The 20,827-nt window shown below is 35.7% G+C and carries 24 protein-coding genes; 19 read left to right on the top strand and 5 right to left on the bottom strand.

The genetic code is table 11. The annotated features are described in order from the left end of the window. The first annotated feature begins 125 nt into the window (after nucleotides 1–125). Both sigX and D612_RS0111485 read left to right on the top strand, forming a co-directional pair. Nucleotides 126–659: an RNA polymerase sigma factor SigX gene (gene sigX / locus D612_RS0111490; protein WP_017755624.1), complete on the top strand. Its 534-nt coding sequence runs from the start codon at nucleotides 126–128 to the stop codon at nucleotides 657–659. After that, nucleotides 652–1,854, top strand: a complete 1,203-nt coding sequence (locus tag D612_RS0111485; protein WP_017755623.1) for a GerMN domain-containing protein — start codon at nucleotides 652–654, stop codon at nucleotides 1,852–1,854. Before sigX ends, D612_RS0111485 begins: the two co-directional genes overlap by 8 nt. 236 nt (nucleotides 1,855–2,090) lie before the next feature. Here D612_RS0111485 and serA read toward each other — a convergent pair whose 3' ends face one another. Then, the gene (gene serA, locus D612_RS0111475; RefSeq protein ID WP_017755621.1) at nucleotides 2,091–3,665 is read right to left on the bottom strand and encodes a phosphoglycerate dehydrogenase; all 1,575 of its coding nucleotides are present in this window, start codon (nucleotides 3,663–3,665) and stop codon (nucleotides 2,091–2,093) included. 149 nt (nucleotides 3,666–3,814) lie between these two features. Then, on the bottom strand, nucleotides 3,815–4,063 hold the full coding sequence (locus tag D612_RS0111470) for a ferredoxin (protein WP_017755620.1): 249 nt from the start codon (nucleotides 4,061–4,063) through the stop codon (nucleotides 3,815–3,817). A gap of 233 nt (nucleotides 4,064–4,296) precedes the next feature. On the opposite strand from D612_RS0111470, the gene D612_RS0111465 reads away from it, so the two are divergent. From D612_RS0111465 to D612_RS0111455, 3 genes are all read left to right on the top strand, one after another. After that, nucleotides 4,297–4,884 (top strand): CPBP family intramembrane glutamic endopeptidase, encoded by a 588-nt coding sequence (locus D612_RS0111465; RefSeq protein WP_017755619.1) that lies wholly within the window; start codon nucleotides 4,297–4,299, stop codon nucleotides 4,882–4,884. Nucleotides 4,885–4,899: 15 nt separating this feature from the next. Beyond that, nucleotides 4,900–5,595 (top strand): LysM peptidoglycan-binding domain-containing protein, encoded by a 696-nt coding sequence (locus D612_RS0111460; RefSeq protein WP_017755618.1) that lies wholly within the window; start codon nucleotides 4,900–4,902, stop codon nucleotides 5,593–5,595. Between the two features lie 105 nt (nucleotides 5,596–5,700). After that, a complete protein-coding gene (locus tag D612_RS0111455) occupies nucleotides 5,701–6,144 on the top strand; it encodes a DUF2663 family protein (RefSeq protein ID WP_017755617.1) in 444 nt (147 codons plus the stop codon). A gap of 33 nt (nucleotides 6,145–6,177) precedes the next feature. Here D612_RS0111455 and cotJC read toward each other — a convergent pair whose 3' ends face one another. Genes cotJC through D612_RS0111440 form a run of 3 tightly spaced genes read right to left on the bottom strand, consistent with a single transcriptional unit; the run spans nucleotide 6,178 to nucleotide 7,288 of the window. Next, a complete protein-coding gene (gene cotJC / locus D612_RS0111450) occupies nucleotides 6,178–6,747 on the bottom strand; it encodes a spore coat protein CotJC (protein ID WP_017755616.1) in 570 nt (189 codons plus the stop codon). Nucleotides 6,748–6,795: 48 nt separating this feature from the next. Next, nucleotides 6,796–7,059: a spore coat protein CotJB gene (locus tag D612_RS0111445; protein WP_017755615.1), complete on the bottom strand. Its 264-nt coding sequence runs from the start codon at nucleotides 7,057–7,059 to the stop codon at nucleotides 6,796–6,798. Further along, nucleotides 7,052–7,288, bottom strand: coding sequence for a spore coat associated protein CotJA (locus D612_RS0111440; protein ID WP_017755614.1), 237 nt, complete (start codon nucleotides 7,286–7,288; stop codon nucleotides 7,052–7,054). The genes D612_RS0111445 and D612_RS0111440 overlap by 8 nt, the downstream gene beginning before the upstream one ends. A gap of 288 nt (nucleotides 7,289–7,576) precedes the next feature. Here D612_RS0111440 and D612_RS0111435 point away from each other — a divergent pair, with 288 nt between their 5' ends. The 14 genes from D612_RS0111435 (at nucleotide 7,577) to fni (ending at nucleotide 20,812) form a co-directional block, all read left to right on the top strand. Then, nucleotides 7,577–8,182, top strand: coding sequence for a genetic competence negative regulator (locus D612_RS0111435; protein ID WP_017755613.1), 606 nt, complete (start codon nucleotides 7,577–7,579; stop codon nucleotides 8,180–8,182). Between the two features lie 128 nt (nucleotides 8,183–8,310). Continuing rightward, nucleotides 8,311–9,234, top strand: coding sequence for a D-alanine--D-alanine ligase family protein (locus D612_RS0111430; protein WP_017755612.1), 924 nt, complete (start codon nucleotides 8,311–8,313; stop codon nucleotides 9,232–9,234). A 97-nt stretch (nucleotides 9,235–9,331) separates the two neighbouring features. Then, nucleotides 9,332–10,597, top strand: coding sequence for a Glu/Leu/Phe/Val family dehydrogenase (locus D612_RS0111425; protein ID WP_017755611.1), 1,266 nt, complete (start codon nucleotides 9,332–9,334; stop codon nucleotides 10,595–10,597). Between the two features lie 364 nt (nucleotides 10,598–10,961). Beyond that, nucleotides 10,962–11,948, top strand: a complete 987-nt coding sequence (locus D612_RS0111420; protein WP_017755610.1) for a YpdA family putative bacillithiol disulfide reductase — start codon at nucleotides 10,962–10,964, stop codon at nucleotides 11,946–11,948. Between the two features lie 109 nt (nucleotides 11,949–12,057). Continuing rightward, complete coding sequence (locus D612_RS0111415; RefSeq protein WP_017755609.1) at nucleotides 12,058–13,023, top strand: asparaginase; 966 nt, start codon at nucleotides 12,058–12,060, stop codon at nucleotides 13,021–13,023. A gap of 94 nt (nucleotides 13,024–13,117) precedes the next feature. Continuing rightward, entirely contained in the window at nucleotides 13,118–13,813 is a 696-nt protein-coding gene (gene prsW / locus D612_RS0111410; RefSeq protein WP_017755608.1) for a glutamic-type intramembrane protease PrsW, read from the top strand. A gap of 165 nt (nucleotides 13,814–13,978) precedes the next feature. Beyond that, complete coding sequence (gene sleB / locus D612_RS0111405; protein WP_017755607.1) at nucleotides 13,979–14,803, top strand: spore cortex-lytic enzyme; 825 nt, start codon at nucleotides 13,979–13,981, stop codon at nucleotides 14,801–14,803. A gap of 14 nt (nucleotides 14,804–14,817) precedes the next feature. Beyond that, nucleotides 14,818–16,167, top strand: a complete 1,350-nt coding sequence (ypeB, locus tag D612_RS0111400) for a germination protein YpeB (RefSeq protein ID WP_017755606.1) — start codon at nucleotides 14,818–14,820, stop codon at nucleotides 16,165–16,167. Nucleotides 16,168–16,258: 91 nt separating this feature from the next. Further along, a complete protein-coding gene (locus D612_RS0111395; protein ID WP_017755605.1) occupies nucleotides 16,259–16,915 on the top strand; it encodes a flagellar brake protein in 657 nt (218 codons plus the stop codon). Nucleotides 16,916–16,973: 58 nt separating this feature from the next. Further along, entirely contained in the window at nucleotides 16,974–17,150 is a 177-nt protein-coding gene (locus D612_RS19645; protein ID WP_017755604.1) for a YpfB family protein, read from the top strand. A 64-nt stretch (nucleotides 17,151–17,214) separates the two neighbouring features. Further along, entirely contained in the window at nucleotides 17,215–17,883 is a 669-nt protein-coding gene (gene cmk / locus D612_RS0111385) for a (d)CMP kinase (protein WP_017755603.1), read from the top strand. A gap of 4 nt (nucleotides 17,884–17,887) precedes the next feature. Beyond that, nucleotides 17,888–18,469 (top strand): lysophospholipid acyltransferase family protein, encoded by a 582-nt coding sequence (locus D612_RS0111380; protein ID WP_017755602.1) that lies wholly within the window; start codon nucleotides 17,888–17,890, stop codon nucleotides 18,467–18,469. Between the two features lie 129 nt (nucleotides 18,470–18,598). Continuing rightward, entirely contained in the window at nucleotides 18,599–19,735 is a 1,137-nt protein-coding gene (gene rpsA, locus D612_RS0111375; RefSeq protein WP_017755601.1) for a 30S ribosomal protein S1, read from the top strand. Between the two features lie 15 nt (nucleotides 19,736–19,750). Continuing rightward, a complete protein-coding gene (gene fni / locus D612_RS0111370) occupies nucleotides 19,751–20,812 on the top strand; it encodes a type 2 isopentenyl-diphosphate Delta-isomerase (RefSeq protein WP_017755600.1) in 1,062 nt (353 codons plus the stop codon). Nucleotides 20,813–20,827: the final 15 nt, after the last annotated feature.

The following is a 20,827-nucleotide window of genomic DNA, read 5'->3' as shown; positions in this document are numbered from 1 at the left end:
CCTTTCTTTTTTTATCTCTTGTAATATAGTAAAATGTTATAAGTTGGAAGGGTTTTTTGATGGTTGAAATGTAACTTTTTCTTTTTCTGGGCGACTAAATGAGAGAACGGGAGGGTTCAACTACCATGAGAGACATTTTTCAAAGGTTGTATGATAGTTACCATCACGACCTTTTTCAGTTTTTATTTTATATGGTAAAAAGTAGGGAACTAGCTGAAGATCTCGTTCAAGAGGTATATATTAAAGTACTCAAATCCTACAATCGATTTGAGGGAAGAAGTAGTGAAAAAACATGGCTTTTTTCAATTGCTAGGCATGTGGCGATAGATTGGTTTCGAAAACAAAAGAGAACAGCACATGGTACTGCTATTGATGAAGAAACTGTTCATTATTTGCTCAAGGATGAATCACCACTTCCGGAAGAGATCGCCATGCAAAATGAACAAATTAGACTTATGTATAAGTGTATGGAAAATTGTACAGTAGATCAAAAGCTTGTCCTTGTACTTCGCTATATTCAATCATTTTCAATTTCAGAAACAGCTGATGTTTTAGGGTGGACAGAAAGCAAGGTCAAAACAACTCAACATCGAGGACTTAAGGTATTAAGAACGTTAATGGAGGAAGTCTATAAAAAGGAGGGGATACCAAATGGATAAGTTTACTTTTGATGAAAACAAACTAGAACAATTACTCCAAAGCATGCCAAAAGTAAGGGATCACCAGACTCCCGAACAGCTATTTGCAAGTATCTCCTCAAGTTTAGAAGAGAAAATAGCAGAGGATAGACCTACTTACAAGAATAGAAAAAAACAAAAACCTTCATGGATTGTTCCAGCATTTGCTTCAGTTGCAGCACTATTATTACTTGCATTAGTAGTTCCGTCGTTCCTTCAACAAAATAGCACGATGGAGAATTCACAGGTTAAGTTAATGGAGGAACCAATTGCGAAAGATAAAGCACCGATAGAAAATGAAGCTGGTCAATTGGGAGCTGAAATGCGGCTATTTAGTATAGCGCCTGAATCTGAATCTAGGGTACTTTCTGTTATTCCAGAGCAGGAAGAGGTGATAACTGTAGCTGTACCTGATGAAAACATAATGTTTGTTGTCCCACTAAGTTTTACAGTGCCGAAAGGTGAAAAATTAGCTCAAGTCGAAACGATAAATGAGCTCTTAAATGAGCAGGAGTGGGGATTATCACAATATATACTTGAGGACGTATCGTTAAGTGAAGGGCAAACAACGAATGGAGACAAAAAGATAATTCTTGATGTTCCTGCAGACCATTCGTTTGGAAAAGGTTCAGCGATGGAAGTTATTTTTATAGCAACCGTCAAGGAAACCTTTAGACAGCTTGGGTACGATGTAGTTGAATTTACGACAGCAGGGAAACCAGGTATTACGCTAGGGAATTATGGCGATTTAAATGAGTTAAATCTTACAAATGAGGAAACTGAAAATGTGTATTATCTATACCAACCGAATGAGCAAATACAGCCGTTTTTAGTACCATTTCCGAGAGAGAATGATTTTACAAAGGCTTTAGCTGCGATGAAATCAACAACTGATCTGGAGATTCGAGAGGTTACACCATCAATTCCGGAAGAAGTACAGTTTTCGAATGTCATCATTGAAAATGAAAGTGGAAAGGTTACGATAGCATTCGAAGACGGAACCCCCTTAATGAATGAGTCAAAGTATAAAATTATGATTGAGGCTATATTAATGACAGCAAAAGAATTTGGATTTGATGCAGTGCAATTTGAAAATGCAGCAGTAGATATAATCGGACCATACGAACTAAGTAAACCTATACATGTACCGATTGCTGTCAACCCAATGGGATACTAAAAAGAGGAAGCTGGTTTTTTGCCAGCTTCCTCTTTTTTTAAAAGATTTAAAAGATAAGAAAGAAAGTATATAATTTTGTGCTTTGGAATCCAGCTCCCTCGCCCAGCGACTAGTAAACTTCGCTCATCTCTTTTGCGATAAGTCAACATCGACTCGTTCCTCGTCGTGTTTCCTTTATCTCAGGCGATGTGCTCCGGTTTATTCGTCGCTAAGCGGGGCGCTTGCGCTTTTGTTCCTTAAAGCTCAATTTTTTTGATGGATTCCATACCTTCTATTCTTGCAAGGTTGTCAACAATTGTGTCCTCGACAGGCTTATCAAAGGAAAGCATCATGATCGCCTCTCCGCCTGCTTCTTTTCTTCCCACTTGCATCGTAGCAATATTTATTCCATGATCTCCTAGGATATTTCCTACTTTTCCGATCATTCCCGGTTTGTCGGCATGTTGGGTATACAGAAGGTTACCAGTAGGATTAAAGTCTATGTTAAAGCCATTCATATTTACAATTCGTGGACCATATTCACTTACATAAGTCCCTTTAATATAGAACGACGAACGGTCACCTTTTACTTTGACAGTGATAATATTCGAATAGCCATTTGTATCATTGGAAATTCGTTCAGCATAGCTAATTCCTCGTTGCTTTGCAACCATTGTTGCATTTACCTCATTAACAAAAGTATCAACACGTGGACGTAAGAAACCGGCTAATAAAACTCTAGTTAAAAGTGTTGTATCAAGATCTGCAATTTTACCACCATAAGAAATTTCCATCTCTTGGATTGGCTCTTTCATACATTGAGAAATTAGTGATCCCATGCTTTTAGAAAGCTCATAATAGGGTTGTATTTGTTGATATAGTTCTTTCGAAATTGTTGGTAGGTTAATAGAGTTTGCTACAGGATTTCCATTTAAAAAATTTAGAACCTCTTGAGAAACCTGTTCGGCAACATTTAATTGTGCTTCCACAGTTGAAGCACCTAAATGTGGAGTGCAAATTAGATTTTTTTGATTTAGTAATCGTTCATTTGGGGTTGGCTCTTGCACAAATACATCAAGTGCTGCTCCAGCTATATGGCCACTTTCCAAATAGTCAACTAAAGCTTCTTCGTCGATTATACCACCGCGTGCACAATTTAGTAAAAAAACGCCATGTTTAGTTTTTCCAATGGTTTCATGGTTTAATAGACCTTTTGTGTCTTTTGTCAAAGGAGTATGAACAGTAATAATGTCAGATTTCACTAATATCTCATCTAAAGTAACAGATTCCACATTTAGCTTGTCAGCCCTTGCCTGAGTTAAAAACGGATCGTAGACGCGAACGGTCATTCCAAATGCTTGCGCTCGTTTTGACAACTCAGTACCAATTCTACCAAAACCGATAATGCCTAGTGACTTTCCATAAAGTTCAGTTCCTTCAAATAGCTTTCTTTCCCATTTGCCAGCTTTAGTAGATGCAACCGCTTGAGGGATTTTCCGAACTAATGAAGCCATCATTGCGAATGTATGTTCAGCAGTTGAAATGGTATTTCCATCAGGGGCATTTACAACAACAACACCATGTTTCGTTGCAGCATCAATATTAATGTTATCAACACCTACACCAGCTCGTGCAACTATTTTAAGATTTTTCATTTGATCTAACAATTCATCGGTAACTTTCGTTGCACTACGAACTAATAAAGCACTAAATTGGTCCAATTCGTCTTTTACTTCTGTTACTTTTTTCTGAACTACTTCAATATTGTCGGCATTTAGCAAAGGTGATAAGCCTTCAGGACTCATTACATCTGATACTAGTATTTTGTACATAGTCATACCCCTCTTTGCATTAATTTTTTGATAATTTAACATAATTAAAAACAAGTGTCAATGCGGGTTTACGGTAATGAAATGTGAAACGATTATATACAAAAATAGGAAAAAACCTCTCAACTTAGTTGAGAGGTTTTATGTATTTCTTATTCAAATTTATTAGGGTTGCCATCAAATGCTTCGTCAGCAACTTTGATTGAATCAGTTGGACATCCTTCGAAAGCATCCATCATATCATCCACTAATACATCTGGTATTTCAACGATACCTTGGTTGTCATCTAATGTTACATATGCAATGCCATCATCATCATAATCGTAGATGTCCGGAGCTGCAGCTCCACATGCTCCACACGCAATACAAGTTTCTTTGTCAACAATCGTATACTTTGCCATGAAATAACCTCCCACAATTTATAAAATTTTATAACCCCATAGAGCTATTTTTAATACTCATAAACATTGTAAATCGCTTTCTCAAACTTTTCAATAGTAAAGTGCATTGAGAATGTTTTTTAAACCTTATTAGAAAAATATTCATATCATTATTCTTACATTTTTACTAGTTAAAGCAAAGGATAGTAAGATAAAATAATATAAACAATTATTTTTAATGTGGTGATAAGGGAATGGGAAATCGTCAAGTTGAGTTAATTCAAAATATGAAGGACAAAGAAGTACTTTTTCACCTGTATTTCACTCAATTTTCCATTTTATTACTTGCCATAGTCCTGGGATTTTTTTTGTTTGGGGATTTAGCATCATTTTTACATATTTGGAAGTGGGATATAAAAGAAATTCTTCTATTTGGCGGTGGAAGTGCTATTATTGTTATAGGAATAGATGTTATATTAATGAAAGTTCTCCCTAGGGAAATGTACGACGATGGGGGAATTAACGAGAAAGTTTTTAAAAACAGACCGGTATGGCATAGCTTTATCATATGTATGTTAGTCGCTTTCTCTGAGGAATTTTTTTTTCGCGGAATGATTCAAACTCATTTTGGTTTAATTATTGCTAGTTCTATTTTTGCAATTTTACATATCCGCTACTTATATAAATGGGTATTATTTACAGCGGTCGTTAGTTTAAGTTTTTTTATTGGTTGGATTTATGAACTGACTGCAAATATAAATGTAACGATATTTATGCATTTTCTAATAGATTTTGCTTCTGCTTTAATTTTACGCTTTCAAAAAACTAGAAATGTTTCATAATCAGAGGTGATTGTTATGTCATCAAAAAATCAAGATTCTTTTGATCAGGCTGAAGCGCTAAGAAAAAGAATGGAAGATAATCATTTGATTGTTGAAAATAAACAAAACGAAATGATTGATGTTTCCAAATTACCACCACGAAGTGAGGTTCACCGGCATAAAGAAGACAAGAAGACAAAAATCCGAATTCGTTATCCAATCGTACGATTTTTGGCATTAGTCTTTATTTTAATTGTTTGTTTCATTCCAATTTATCATTTGTATTGGGAAAATGATTTCGAAGAAACAAAATCAGAGCCATTAGATAATTCTATTGTTGATGTCGTAGAAATGGAAAATACAGAGCCAGTAGAACCTGAGGTAAAGGATGAATATGAGTTTGCGCCCGAAAAAGACGAGAATACGCCTGATATTTTTGAGCCTAAGAATCAAATCGAAAGTGAGACTCCCACTAAAGAATTGAGTGTTAATCATGACGATCAACAAGGTAGCAAACGTACTGAAGAGACTTCAGAAAGTGTTCAGCCTGCTGATGATACATCTTATATTATCCATACTGTGAAACCAGGTGAGACTTTATATCGTATATCAATGAACTATTTTCACAATAGAAATGGCGAGGCAATTATAAAGAAAGCAAATGGCCTTGATGCAAACGGTACCGTCTATTCCGGACAAAAATTAAAAATTCCCGTTACCGAAAAGAAGTAGCCTTAAGAATATCTTAAAAGGATATCTTAAGGTTTTTTTGTTCTAGCAGTTGTACTATGGAATATCATTTATTATGATAAGGTAATTTAAATTGGAGTGAAGATTATGGAGAACCCAAACATGGATGAAGTCGGAAAGATTATGATCAATGATTTACAAAAATTAAAATTGAAACTGACGAAAAAAGAAAGGGAACTGAAGATTTTCAATTTACTTTATATTGCTTCAGCAACGTTATTACTTGCCTACATCACTATTTTTACTATTGTTCCAAATTGGAATCAGTACAACTTACTAATTTCACAATTAATCAACAACGTAAATCATTATTTTCTCATTTTAATTGTGGTTACCACTCATTTTCGCATAAATGCTTTAAAACAGAAGTCCGAAAAAGCAGAACAAGAATATCATTCATTACGCTGTGAAATGATTCAAAGGGCAGAGGAATTGTGGCCTGAAGGAGAAAGGTGGCAAAATCGGCATATTTTTTTTCAGGAAATGAGGGAGAAATACGATATCAATTTATATTATGAAAACCCAAAATAAAACGAAGGCGCCTAGTCGGGCGCTTTCGTTTATTTAAAAGTATTTTTTCTTGTCTCGCTCTTCCTTAAGTATTTCAACCGCTTCCTGGAACCGTTGGGAATGAATGATTTCCCTTTCACGAAGAAAACGAAGACTATCATTTATATCCGGGTCATCAGATAAATTAATTAACCATTGATAGGTAGCTCTCGCTTTTTCCTCCGCAGCAATATCCTCGTATAAATCTGTAATTGGATCACCTTTTGCTTGAATGTATGTTACAGTAAATGGCACACCAGCAGCGTTATGATAATATAGCGCATTATCATGATCAGCATAATGAGGTGCTAAACCAGCAGCCTTCATTTGTTCAGGTGTAGCATCCTTCGTTAGCTTATATACCATTGTAGCGATCATTTCGAGATGGGCAAATTCCTCTGTTCCAATATCTGTTAATAATCCAACTACTTTATCCGGAATCGAATATCTTTGATTTAAATAGCGGAGAGCTGCAGCAAGTTCGCCATCCGCTCCACCATACTGCTCAATAAGAAACTTCGCTAACATCGGATTACATTGACTAACCCTTACGGGATATTGTAGCTTTTTTTCGTAAATCCACATAACTTTTGTTCCCCCCAGTTTCTTTTTTATTTGCTGCTAAGTATTCAATTACACCTGCCATGGCCATGGAGTATCTTTCCAATCCCATGGATATCGTGAATAACTATGACCAAATTGAAGAAGAGGACCAAACTTGGATTCATACTGTTTTGCAATTTGTTTTCTTTTTTGCGCACATTGATTAAACTGTTCAATCGCTTGGAGATCATTTGGATGTGTATCTAGATATAATGTTAATTCCACAAGAACAAAATCAATCGCTTGTAACTCTTCTAAGAGCAGGTAATATTCCTGTGACAGTTGTTTATGCATCAGTGTCCGCCTCCCTCATTTTCATTTCGCGGGAATTAAAAAATGGGTCATAAAACGCTGGCCAAAGTGTTCCTGCATATAAGGCTTGTTTTGGTGTGAATTGCTGCATACCAGGTGGTTGGAATGGAATATATAAGTTTGGCGGTGTCACATATTGTTTACAAGTAATTGGTGGGCAAGGATCGAAAGGACTCACAAAAGGATACCAACTTTTCCTTGTAGTAAACATTTTTTGTCCTCCTTTATATAGTAAGGTCTGAACACATGGCATCAAAGTTCAATGGTATTAGGAGCGTATATGATGGCATGCGAAGTCACTTCATTTTATGGGTTGTAGTGGTTGTTTTATGTCAAAAAATTTAAATTATGCCTTTGTGGCAAATAAAAATGCTTGTCTATCACCTCTTTCACAGTGTAAGATGGAGGTTAAAATTCCTACAATAAGAACCATCTTAAGAAACACTCCATATACTAATGATGAGATTGTATGAGAGTTGATGGTAAGGGAGGGTGGCTCATGAGGCTAGAACGATTAAATTATAATAAAATTAAAATTTTTCTTACCTTTGATGACCTTAGAGAACGAGGGTTAACGAAGGAGGATTTATGGCATGATAATCAAAAGGTTCATCAACTTTTTCGCGATATGATGAATGAAGCTAGCGATGAACTAGGCTTTGAAGCTGATGGCCCGATCGCAATTGAGGTATACTCTCTGCAGGCTCAAGGAATGGTCATAATAGTGACAAAAGACACTTCGGTTGAGGAACAAGATGATGAATATAATGATGACTATATTGAAATGCAAGTAACCGTGGATGAAAGTGATGATATTTTTTATGAGTTTTACTCATTTGAAGATATAATTTCGTTAAGTTCCCGCTTATTTTTATTAGGGATTACAGATGGTAAGTTGTATTCTTATCAAGATCAATTTTATCTAGAAATACAAGAATTTGAGCTAAATGGTCATAATACTGAAAATATCATTGCCCTCTTGTCAGAATTCGGTTCTCCAGCAACAATTACTATTTATCGTGTGATCGAGTATGGTAAGGAATTAATGAAAGAAAAAGCGATCGAACAAGTATATAATTATTTTATTTTGAAAAGTAGTGAATAAAAGATGCAGGAAACTCGTTTGCAAATGTTATGATAGTGTTATTACATTATTAATATATAATTACGTACTACTCTTAAATAAAGGAATAAAATAGTAGTTGAGTACACTTAAGGAGTGAAAAAACGGTTATGAGAATTGCAGTATTATATGGTGGAACATCTGCAGAGCGTGACGTATCACTTTCTTCTGGAAAAGGAGTAATGAATGCATTACAGAAAAAGGGATACGAGGTCGTTGGGATTGATTTTAATCCAAGTAGACTACATGAGCTTATAAATTTAGACGTAGACCTTGTATTCATTGCACTACATGGGCGCTTTGGTGAAGATGGTAGACTTCAAGGTTTTTTAGATATGCTTAATATTCCTTATGTCGGCTCAGGTGTTTTAGGATCAGCTCTTGCAATGGATAAAGTAAAATCAAAACGTATGTTTGAAAGAGAAGGCATTCGAGTTGCCAAAGACCAAACTATTTACCGTGCGACTTATAATCGTAATCAATTTTCATTTGAATTAACCTTTCCAGCAGTTGTGAAACCTGTACGTGAGGGTTCAACGATAGGCTTAACCATAGCTCATAATGAACAAGAGTTATTACAGGGAATAGATGATGCATTCAAATATGATGATGACGTTTTAATAGAGGAATTTATTGGTGGAATGGAAGTAACGGTTGCTGTGCTAGGTGAATTAGGGAAGGAACAAGCATTACCAGTAATTGAAATTGTTCCAAAAAATAAATATTACGATTATGAATCCAAATATGCACCAGGAATGAGTGACCATATTATTCCTGCGAGAGTTAGTGATGAAATAACGGATTACTTACAAAAAAATGCAGTCCTAGCTCATCAAACCTTGGGGTGCAAAACATATTCTCGAACAGACTTTATCGTGCCATTTGATGGGAGCTTACCGGTAGTGTTAGAGGTTAATACGTTGCCAGGTATGACGCCAACAAGTTTATTTCCTGATGCCGCTCGTGAAATGGGTTTAAGTTATGAGGATATGATCGAGAAATTAGTTCAGTTAACAGTTAAAGAATTAAAATAGTTCAAAACCATTGCAACAATAAAAACGATATGTATACTATTTAAATGTAAGCAAAAAATAACCATAATTAATTGGTAAAATAATGGGAGGTTAATTCATGGTAGCCGACAAAGCAGGGAACGAAGACAAACATGATGTATTACGATCCACTCAAACCGTTATTAAAAATGCATTAGATAAACTTGGATATTCACAAGAAGTCTATGACCTTTTAAAAGAGCCATTGCGGATGATGACGGTTCGAATTCCGATACGAATGGATGATGGATCAATAAAAATATATACAGGCTACCGCGCACAGCATAATGATGCTGTCGGGCCAACTAAAGGTGGAGTTCGATTTCATCCAGGTGTAACGGAGAAAGAAGTAAAGGCTTTATCAATTTGGATGAGTTTAAAATGTGGAATTGTTGATTTGCCATATGGTGGTGGTAAAGGTGGTATCGTTTGTGATCCTCGTGAAATGTCTTTTCGAGAGTTGGAAAATTTGAGCCGTGGATATGTCCGAGCAATTAGTCAAATCGTTGGTCCTACTAAGGATATACCAGCACCAGATGTATTTACAAATTCTCAAATAATGGCGTGGATGATGGATGAATATAGCAGGATCGATGAATTTAACAATCCAGGCTTCATTACTGGAAAACCATTAGTACTTGGCGGATCACATGGTCGTGAATCAGCAACTGCAAAAGGAGTAACTATTTGTATCTATGAAGCATTAAAGAAAAAAGGTATAGATATTAAAGGTGCAAAGGTTGTCGTTCAAGGCTTTGGTAATGCAGGTAGCTTCTTAGCTAAATTTATGCATGATGCAGGTGCAAAAGTTATCGGTATTTCTGATGCATATGGTGCACTCCATGATCCAAAAGGCTTAGATATTGATTATTTATTAGATCGTCGTGATAGTTTTGGAACGGTAACTAAGTTATTTAAAAATACAATTACTAATAAAGAATTATTAGAATTAGAATGTGATATTTTAGTACCTGCAGCGATTGAAAATCAAATAACCGAAGAAAATGCAAATAATATTAAAGCGAAAATTGTAGTAGAAGCTGCAAATGGACCGACAACACTAGAAGCGACAAAAATATTAACAGACCGGAATATTCTCCTTGTTCCAGATGTGCTAGCAAGTGCTGGCGGAGTAACAGTTTCCTATTTTGAATGGGTGCAAAACAATCAAGGATATTATTGGTCAGAGGAAGAAGTAGAAGAGAAGCTACAAAAGGTAATGGTAAAAGCCTTTAATAATGTATACGAAACATCCCAAAACCGTAAGGTTGATATGAGGTTAGCTGCGTATATGGTAGGAGTTCGGAAGATGGCCGAGGCCTCACGTTTCAGAGGTTGGATTTAAATGTAAGTCTTAATTAAAATGATAAACATAGATAAGAAGCTGCCCAAGTCAAAATGACTGACCTTTGGGCAGCTTCTTTTGTTCTTGTTTAGGAAATTATAAAATTTGATCCTGTGGATAAATACTATAGCACAGAGAGTAGTCGTCCAGCGCAAGCGCCTTAGCTACTAGTAAACTTCGCTCATCTCTTTTGCGATAAGTCAACATCGACTCGTCCCTCGACATGTTTTGTTTATCTCAGTCGATGCGATCTTAGTTTATACGTAGCTAAGCAGGGCGCCTATGGCTTTTGTTCTTGCATGTTAATTGTAATTTCCCTATCATTAAAATTGGAGAATAGAAGGCAATACTGAAGGAGGACAATATGACTAAAGAGGATGTAATTATTGTTGGAGGCGGTCCATGTGGATTGGCAGCAGCGATAGCTCTTCAGGAAAAAGGCTTAAACCCGCTTGTCATTGAAAAAGGAAATGTTGTTAATGCGGTTTATGAGTTCCCTACTCATCAAACATTTTTTAGTACAAGTGAAAGACTCGAGATTGGTGATGTACCATTTGTTTCTGAGCAAAGAAAGCCAACGAGAAATCAAGCGCTTGCGTATTATCGGGAAGTAGTAAAAAGAAAAGCTCTAAATGTTAATACGTTTGAAAGGGTTCTTCAAATCGAAAAGGTAAACAACAATGATTTTATCGTTCATACGGTTAAAATGAATGGAGAACAATGTAAATATGAAACCCCATATGTTGTCATTGCAACTGGCTATTATGATAATCCTAATTATTTGAATATTCCCGGTGAGGATCTCCCAAAGGTAACTCATTATTTTAAAGAGGCCCACCCTTACTATGATACAGATGTAGTTATTATTGGGGGCAAAAATTCAGCGATAGATGCAGCCTTAGAACTGCACAAGGCAGGCGCAAAGACGATTACGGTCCTATATCGCGGTGCACAGTTTTCTGGAAGTATAAAGCCTTGGATTCTACCTGAATTTGAATCGTTCGTTCGAAACGGTTATGTTACGATGGAATATAATGCAAATGTACAGAAAATAACAGAGAATGAAGTTGTATATACTGTAAACGGTGACGTGAAAGTGTTAAAAAATGATTTTGTGTTAGCTATGACAGGTTATAAACCTGACCACACATTCTTACAAAAAATAGGTATCGACGTTGATGAAAGCACGGGGAGACCGATTTATGATCCACAAACAATGGAAACGAATGTAAAGGGAGCCTTCATCGCAGGGGTTATTGCTGCAGGTAATAACGCTAATGAAATTTTTATTGAAAATGGTCGCTTTCATGGTGAACAAATTGCCAATCAAATTACAAAAAAATTGTGTTAAACTCTCAGTCAATGAGAGTTTTTTCGTTTTAGTCAAGAATAAGATGAAGAAAAGTAACAATAATAACAAAATGTAGATAGATAGACTGCTTACTAAAAGGATGATTGTCATGAAAAAAGTAGCTTTACTTACTACTGGTGGAACAGTAGCAAGTAAGAAAAATGAAAAGGGGATGTATGTGTCGGGAGAATTGACTGGTGAGGAGGTTGTAACTCTTAGCGGATTACCGGAGGGAATAGAAGTAGTAATACATTCATTATTTCAATTACCAAGTATGCATGTCACCTTTGAGCATTTAATAATTCTTAAAAATCAAATTCAAGATATATTCAAGAGTAAAGATATTGATGGAGTTGTTATAACTCATGGTACAGACAGTCTTGAAGAAACAGCGTACTTTTTAGATTTAACGATTTCGGACAATAGACCAGTGGTGATAACCGGTTCACAGCGTGCAATAGATCAATTAGGTAGTGATGTATATATTAATATTAGACATTCTATTTATGCAGCTTGTGACGATAGGTTAAGAGGATTTGGAACAGTTGTAGTATTTAATGAAAGGATATTTTCAGCTAAGTATGTTAAAAAAGTACATGCTTCGAACTTACAAGGATTTAATTCATTTGGGTTTGGTTATTTAGGTATTATAGATGGTGAAAGGGTATATATTTATCAAAAGCCTTTAGAACGTGATTACTATAGTGTTGTAAAACCTTTACCACAAGTTGAAATTATTAAAGCCTATTTAGATGCAGATGGGAAGTTTATTGATTGCTGTATAAATACCAATGTAAAAGGGATTGTATTAGAAGGTGTAGGAAGAGGACAGGTCGCGCCCAAAATGATGGACTCTATTAAGAAAGCAATTCAAAATGGAATAATTATTGTCGTAACAACAAGTGCGGAGGAAGGAGAAGTTCATACTGTTTATGATTATAAAGGAAGCACACAGGATTTAAAAGCACACGGTGTTATCCTTGGGAGAGATTATGATAGTAAGAAAGCAAGATTAAAGTTAGCAGTTTTATTAGCAAGTGATATCACCGACGTAGAAAAAGAATTCTTATATTGATACTTTCTGAAAACTCTTTCTCTTTAACTAATATGTATATCGTGTTACGATAAAAGGTGAAAAATAATGCTTTTAGAAAGGATTATTTTAACTTATGATAGCTATAATTTCAAGCGGGATTGCTCCTGGTCTTGCTTTGCTTTGCTATTTTTATTTAAAAGATAAATATGATGTCGAACCGATAGGCATGGTATTGAGAACATTTATACTAGGTGCATTGTTAGTTTTTCCGATTATGTTTATTCAGTATGCCTTTATGACAGAAGGGTTACTAGTCAATCATTGGAGCAATGCATTTGTTTTATCAGGGTTATTGGAAGAGTTCTTTAAATGGTTTATCTTGTATTTCACAGTTTTTAAACATGCTGTTTTTAATGAACGATATGATGGAATTGTCTATGCTGTCTCCGTATCGTTAGGATTCGCAACAGTTGAAAATATTTTGTATTTATTTGCAAATGGAATAGAATTTGCTTTTGGTAGAGCGTTGCTTCCTGTTTCAAGCCATGCCCTTATTGGTGTTTTAATGGGTTTTTATTTAGGCAGAGCTAAGTTTGAAAATAGCTCTACAAGAATAACATGGATTACTCTTTCTTTATTTATGCCGATTTTATTGCATGGAACCTATGATTTTATCCTATTATCCGCAGCCAAAAACTGGTTGTTTATTATGGTACCATTTATGATTTTATTATGGATAAAAGCTTTACGTAAAGTGAAAGAGGCAAATCAACTCGATGACCCTACGCTCATAACTTCGTTGAAGGAAAATCATAATATTTCTCAATAGGCATGCGCCGTCCCAATATGTGGGGCGGTTTTTTTATGGTTTAGGAAATTAAGAAACGACAGCAATAATTGCTGTTTCGGCATCGTGTTTTTCTAATGAATAAAATAGCAGTTTAAACAGAAAATACAAATAGTAATCATTGTTAAAGGAGGATGGACAGGTATAATGCGGTCTAAATATACAATTTCAATTTTAGTACTCTTAACGATAATTATTGGAATATCCTCATCAACTGTTGACGATAAAGTAAACGCATTTTCACCCCAGGTTATTCAAATAGGTTCTGTTGGTGAAGATGTAATAGAACTACAGGCAAGGCTACAATATTTAGGCTTTTATAAAGGTAAAATTGATGGTGTATTTGGTTGGGGTACATATTGGGCGCTTCGCAATTTTCAGTCTGAATTTGGATTGCCGATTGATGGGTTAGCTGGTCCGACTACAAAACTAAAATTAGCAAATGCTTCAAAATATGATGAGTGGCATGTAAAAACCCAAATTAATAAAGGAAATGAATTTACGTATTATGGAGGTACACCAAAAGAACAGCAAGTGAAAACAAACCCGCAACAGAATACAAGAACGACAACACAAACGCCTGCTACACCTACAGCGGTAAATATGCCAAATGGGTACTCACAAAATGATATCCAGCTCATGGCAAACGCGGTTCACGGTGAAGCAAGAGGAGAACCATATATAGGTCAAGTTGCTGTTGCGGCAGTTATTTTAAATCGCGTAAATGCACCAGCTTTTCCTAATTCTGTTTCTGGAGTTATTTTTGAGCCTGGGGCATTTACAGCGGTTGCTGACGGCCAAATTTGGCTAACACCAAATGAAATATCAAAAAAAGCTGTCATTGATGCCATTAACGGGTGGGATCCAACCGGGAATGCCATTTATTATTTTAATCCTGACACGGCAACTTCAGCATGGATTTGGGGACGGCCGCAAATCAAAAAAATTGGAAAACACATTTTTTGTAAATAGGTAGGTGACTTTTCTTGCTCCGAACAATTTTACTTGTTTTTTTTGGAATTATAGTAATTGGTACTGGCATTTGGGGTTACAAAGAGCATCAGGAGAAAAATGCGGTTCTTATCCAAGCAGAAAACAATTATCAACGGGCTTTTCATGAGTTAACGTATGAGCTTGATTTATTGCAGGATAAAATTGGCACTACATTAGCTATGAATTCTCGTAGTCAGCTTTCTCCAACACTTGCAGAGGTGTGGCGAATAACTGCAGAGGCTCAATCCAATGTTGGGCAATTGCCATTAGCACTTTTGCCCTTTAACAAAACAGAAGAATTTTTATCGAAAATTGGAGATTTCTCTTACCAAACAGCCATACGAGACTTAGAAAAGGACCCTTTAACAGACAGTGAATATAAAACTTTAAAACAGTTATATAGTCACGCTACAGAAATTCAACAGGAGTTGAGAAAAGTTCAACATCAAGTCATTGAAAACAATTTAAGATGGATGGATGTAGAGCTTGCTTTAGCTACTGAAGATACGAACATGGATAACACCATTATCGATGGGTTTAAAACGGTTGAGAAAAATGTGGAGGGCTATTCTGAATCTGAATTTGGTCCTGAATTTTCGCAAATGAAAGCGGAAAAAGATGAAAACTTTCAATATATAGCAGGAAAAGAGATAACTGCGGAACAGGCTACAATAGCTGCTAAAAAGTTTCTTTCGATAGAGGAGGATGTTAAGGTTAGTGTTGAAGAAAACGGAGATGGATCAGATTATGGATTTTATAGCTTGACAATTAATTCGCCCAAGCAGGATTCCCAAATATATATTGACATTACAAAAAAAGGCGGTTATCCGATTTGGGCAATTAATGACCGTGAAATATCAAAACAAAAACTAAGTCTTAACGAAGCAACTGAAAAGGCAAAAAAATATTTAAATCAGCATAACTTTAAAGACTTAGAGCTTTTTGAGAGTGCTCAATACGATTCAATCGGTGTTTTTACATTTGTTTCAAAGGTAGACAATGTTCGAATATATCCTGATTCGATCCGAATAAAAGTTGCATTAGATAATGGGGACATTGTTGGATTTTCAGCCGAAGAGTATTTAATGTCACATCATGAGCGTAATCTACCTAAGCCAGTAATTAATGAAGAGGATGCATCTAAGAAAATTAACAAAAGCGTCATGGTTATGGAAAAACGGTTGGTTGTTATTAATAGCACGAATGGTGATGAAGTTCTATGCTACGAATTTTTAGGTACAATAGATAACGATACGTACCGTATCTATATAAATGCGAAGGATGGAACTGAGGAAAAAGTCGAGAAGCTAAAAAATGCGGAACCAATCTATCAAAAAATATAATTTAAAATTTAGGAAAAGTCGTTTCATAGACTTTTTCTTTTTTTTATTCCATGAGATAATAAACAGTAGGAGAGTATCGGAGGGGTTTAAAGTGCTGAATATTGGAGATAAAATTTTTATAGAATTAAAATATTCAGAGGAGCGACAACGTTTTAAGTGTAAGGTTGTTGAAAAAAAAGATAACTATTTATTCATAGATTATCCTATAAATGAGAAGACGGGGAAAACAGCCTTTTTACTTGATGGGACGGAAATAAAAGTATCTTTTTATGCGAAGGATAGTGCAATCTATATGTTTGATTCGGAGATACTTGCACGGAAAAAGGCAAATATTCCGATGCTAGTAATCAATTACCCAGGAAATGATAAGTTAGTTCGAATTCAAAGGAGAGAATTTGTTCGTGTTGATGCCAATGTTGATGTGGCCGTCCATCCACTAAACGCTGAATTTGAGGCATTTACAACGGTAACAGCAGACATAAGTGCTGGCGGGGCATCGATTATTCTTCCACCTAAGCATCAACTAAAACCACAGACTGAATTTATGTGTTATATAGTATTACCTTTGTCAAATGGGGAGTATTTTTATATAAAAACTTTAAGTAAAATCATTCGGATCATTAATGGTACAGGTGGTAGCCGTGATAAAGCACCGATACAATTTGTAGATTTAAACGAAACACAAAAACAGCAAATTACAAGGTATTGCTTTGATCGCCAGCTAATGGATCGGAAAAAAGGGTATTAAACGTATACTTTTTAATGTTGTGAGGGACACTAATCAAAAAAATGGTTGGGTGTCTATTATGAGAATCATCGAAAAATATATACTTAGATTTATCGTCCTGCATTTTATTCTTTTAATCATTAGTCAATGGTTATTATCTTATCAGTCGTTAGCTCCTTATTTAAATAAGATTATTTACTATGAGGGTGTAATGAAAGATCAATATACTGAAATTGTTGAAACAATGAATCGATAAACAAAGCAGGTTAGCCTGCTTTTATTTCATTTTTAGCACATATTACATAAAGAGGGTGTTTTCGTTGAAAAAGATTTCGATTGCGATTGATGGGCCAGCAGCAGCGGGGAAAAGTACAGTTGCAAGGCAGATTGCGAAAGAATGTTCATATATATACATAGATACAGGTGCGATGTACCGTGCCATAACGTATAAAGCATTGAAACATAAAATAAACTTAGAAGACGAACAGTCACTCGTTGAATTATTAGAAAAAACTAGAATTGAGCTACAACCTAATGGCGAAGTGCAACGTGTCCTTGTTGATGGGGACGATGTTACGGAAGAAATACGATCAAACGAAGTAACAAATAATGTATCAAATGTCGCAAAGCTTGCTGGCATTCGCAAATTAATGGTTGAAAGACAACAACAAATGGCTGTTGGAGGCGGAGTTGTTATGGACGGTCGTGATATCGGTACACATGTACTGCCAAATGCAGAAGTAAAGGTTTTTATGGTTGCCTCAGTTGAAGAACGAGCAAAAAGAAGATATGAAGAAAATTTACAGAAGGGATTTCAAGTAGATTTAGAGAAATTGAAGGAAGAGATTGCTATGAGAGATAAGGTTGATTCAGAAAGAACTATTGCTCCGTTAAAAAAAGCAGTCGATGCTATTGAAATTGATACTACATCTTTAACGATTGACCAGGTAATTGATAAAATCATCCAATTGATTAAAGAAAGGATATGATGCTATGGAGCTTTATACGATTGGGAAATCATTATGCAGTATTTATTATAAATCCCTTTATAAGGTTGAAGTAATTGGCACAGAAAATATTCCTAAAGAGGGTGGAGTGTTGCTATGTAGTAATCATATTTCAAATAATGACCCACCACTTGTAGGGGTTACATGTCCTAGAGATATTAGCTTTATGGCTAAAGATGAACTATTTAACATCCCTGTTTTAAAAACAATACTCCGAGGAATTAGAGCATTTCCAGTAAAACGTGGAATGAGTGATCGAGGTGCTCTAAAAAAGGGACTATCTTTATTGAAGGAAGGTCGGGTACTGGGATTATTCCCAGAAGGTACTCGTAGTAAAACTGGAGAGGTTGGTCAAGGTCTTGCCGGGGCAGGATTTTTTGCACTTAGATCCAATGCAATCATCGTACCATGTGCGATCATCGGACCGTATAAACGATTTACTAGAATAAAAGTAATATATGGAGAGCCGCTTGATTTTGAACCAATTCGTGCGCATAAAGCATCCCCACAGGAAGCGACTGATATTATTATGAACAGTATAGCTGAATTAATTAGAAATAATCGTTAATACATTGTAATAACTATACAATATACTTGACAAAATGTAGCGTTTATTAGAAGTTAGAAAAAAGGATATTTTTCAGTTCAAAATTCAGGAAAAGCAGACTGGTGTTTGTTGATTGAGGAGGTTGTTTTCATGACGGAAGAAATGAATCAAGATGTAAGCGTAAAATCATTTACAGTAGGGGATACTGTTAGTGGCAAGGTAACAAAAGTCGAAGACAAGCATGTTTTAGTAGATATCGGTTATAAAGTTGAAGGAATTGTACCAATTAGTGAGTTGGCAAGTTTACATATTGAAAAATCTAGCGATGTTGTAAGTGTTAATGATGAGCTTATATTAAAAGTTATTAAAGTTGCCGAAGAGGAGATCATCCTATCAAAAAAAGCTATAGATGCTGAAAAAGCATGGGATAATCTTGAAAAAAAGTTTGAAAATGGTGAGGTTTTCGAAGCTGAGGTTAAGGATGTTGTTAAAGGTGGTTTAGTTGTTGACGTTGGAATCCGTGGATTTATTCCGGCGTCGCTTGTTGAGCGTCATTTTGTTGAGGATTTTTCAGAATATAAAGGTCAGCTTTTGCGATTAAAGGTTGTTGAACTAGATCAGGAAAAAAATCGCGTAATTCTCTCTCATCGAGCTGTACTTGACGATGAAATTGCAGCTAAGAAACAACAAACATTTGATTCTTTACATGTAGGCCAAGTAATCGAAGGTGTAGTACAAAGATTAACTGATTTTGGTGTATTTGTAGACATCGGTGGGATTGACGGTTTAGTACATATATCACAATTAGCCCACAATCATGTTGAAAAACCTTCTGATGTTGTGGAGGAAGGACAGACGGTAAAAGTGAAGGTACTTGCAGTTGATAAAGAAAATGAAAGAGTATCACTATCAATTAAAGAAACCTTACCTGGTCCATGGGATATGCTTGAACTTGTGCCAGGTGATATCGTCGAAGGGAAGATAAAACGCTTAGTTAATTTTGGTGCATTTGTTGAAGTAGCTCCAAATGTTGAGGGGCTTGTTCATATTTCACAAATATCAAATCGTCATATTGCTACACCTCACGAAGTATTAAAAGAAGGAGAAATTGTCAAAGTAAAAGTATTAGAGATCAATAAACAACAACAACGGATCTCTTTAAGTATTCGCGAATTACTTGAGGATCATATTCAAGAGGATTATAAAAATTACCAACAAGAAGAAGAGGCATCCTCTGGCTTTTCATTAGGGGATATGATTGGTGATCAATTAAAAAAATTAAAATAGCAAAGAAGTGATTATGTGACAAGAGCCGAACGAAAACTACAACATATCCAGCATGCATTAGCAATCGAACAAGCTCATGATCACGGTTTAGATGACATTCAATTTGTACATCAAAGCATTCCAGAGATTTCTATTGATGAAGTATCATTAAACACAAGAATAGGCGAACTTACTTTAAGTTCGCCTATTATAATCAATGCAATGACAGGTGGCGGTGGTGCACAAACAACTGAAATAAACCGCAGTTTAGCAATGGTTGCAAGGGAGTGTCAGCTTCCAATAGCTGTTGGCTCCCAAATGGCTGCCTTAAAAAATTGTAATGAGGTTAAAACGTACCAGATCATCCGTAAGGAAAATCCAACTGGTATAGTATTTGCAAACCTTGGCAGTGAGGCAACTGTTGAGGAGGCAAAGCTTGCTGTTGAAATGCTGGAAGCAAATGCTCTACAAATTCATTTAAATGTTATTCAAGAGTTAACAATGCCTGAAGGTGACCGTGATTTTAGGGGAGTTTTAACAAGACTTGAGGAAATGGCTACCCAATTAGAAGTGCCAATTATTATTAAAGAAGTCGGATTCGGTATAAGTCGTGAAACTGTAGTGAAAATTTTAAATGCAGGAGTATCTATTATTGATGTTGGTGGCTATGGTGGAACGAATTTTGCAAGGATTGAAAATAAGCGTCGCGACATTGAGCTATCATTTTTTAATAATTGGGGTATTCCGACTGCAGCTTCACTTGTAGAGGTAACATTACAGGCTCCACTTGTATCTGTTATTTCATCAGGAGGTTTGAGAAATTCGTTAGATATTGCGAAGTCAATATCCTTGGGAGCATCTGCTACCTCATTTGCTGGATATTTTTTGAAACTGCTTTCAACAAAAGGTGAAGACTCATTAATAAATGAAATTAACATGTTAAAATCGAATTTAAAAGTTATAATGACTGCTTTAGGTGTAACTAGCATTTCTCAACTTCAAAAAGCGCCCATTATTATAAGTGGCAAAACTCATCACTGGCTTCATGAACGAGGTATAGATACAAGATTATATAGTTTACGTAAGTCATTTAAATAAGGCTGTCCATTAGGA

Origin of the sequence: Calidifontibacillus oryziterrae (assembly GCF_000331575.1) — a bacterium.
GTDB lineage: Bacteria > Bacillota > Bacilli > Bacillales > Bacillaceae_J > Calidifontibacillus_A > Calidifontibacillus_A oryziterrae.
The sequence above is the reverse complement of the archived record's forward strand: the minus strand, read 5'-3'. Positions and strand labels throughout refer to the sequence as shown.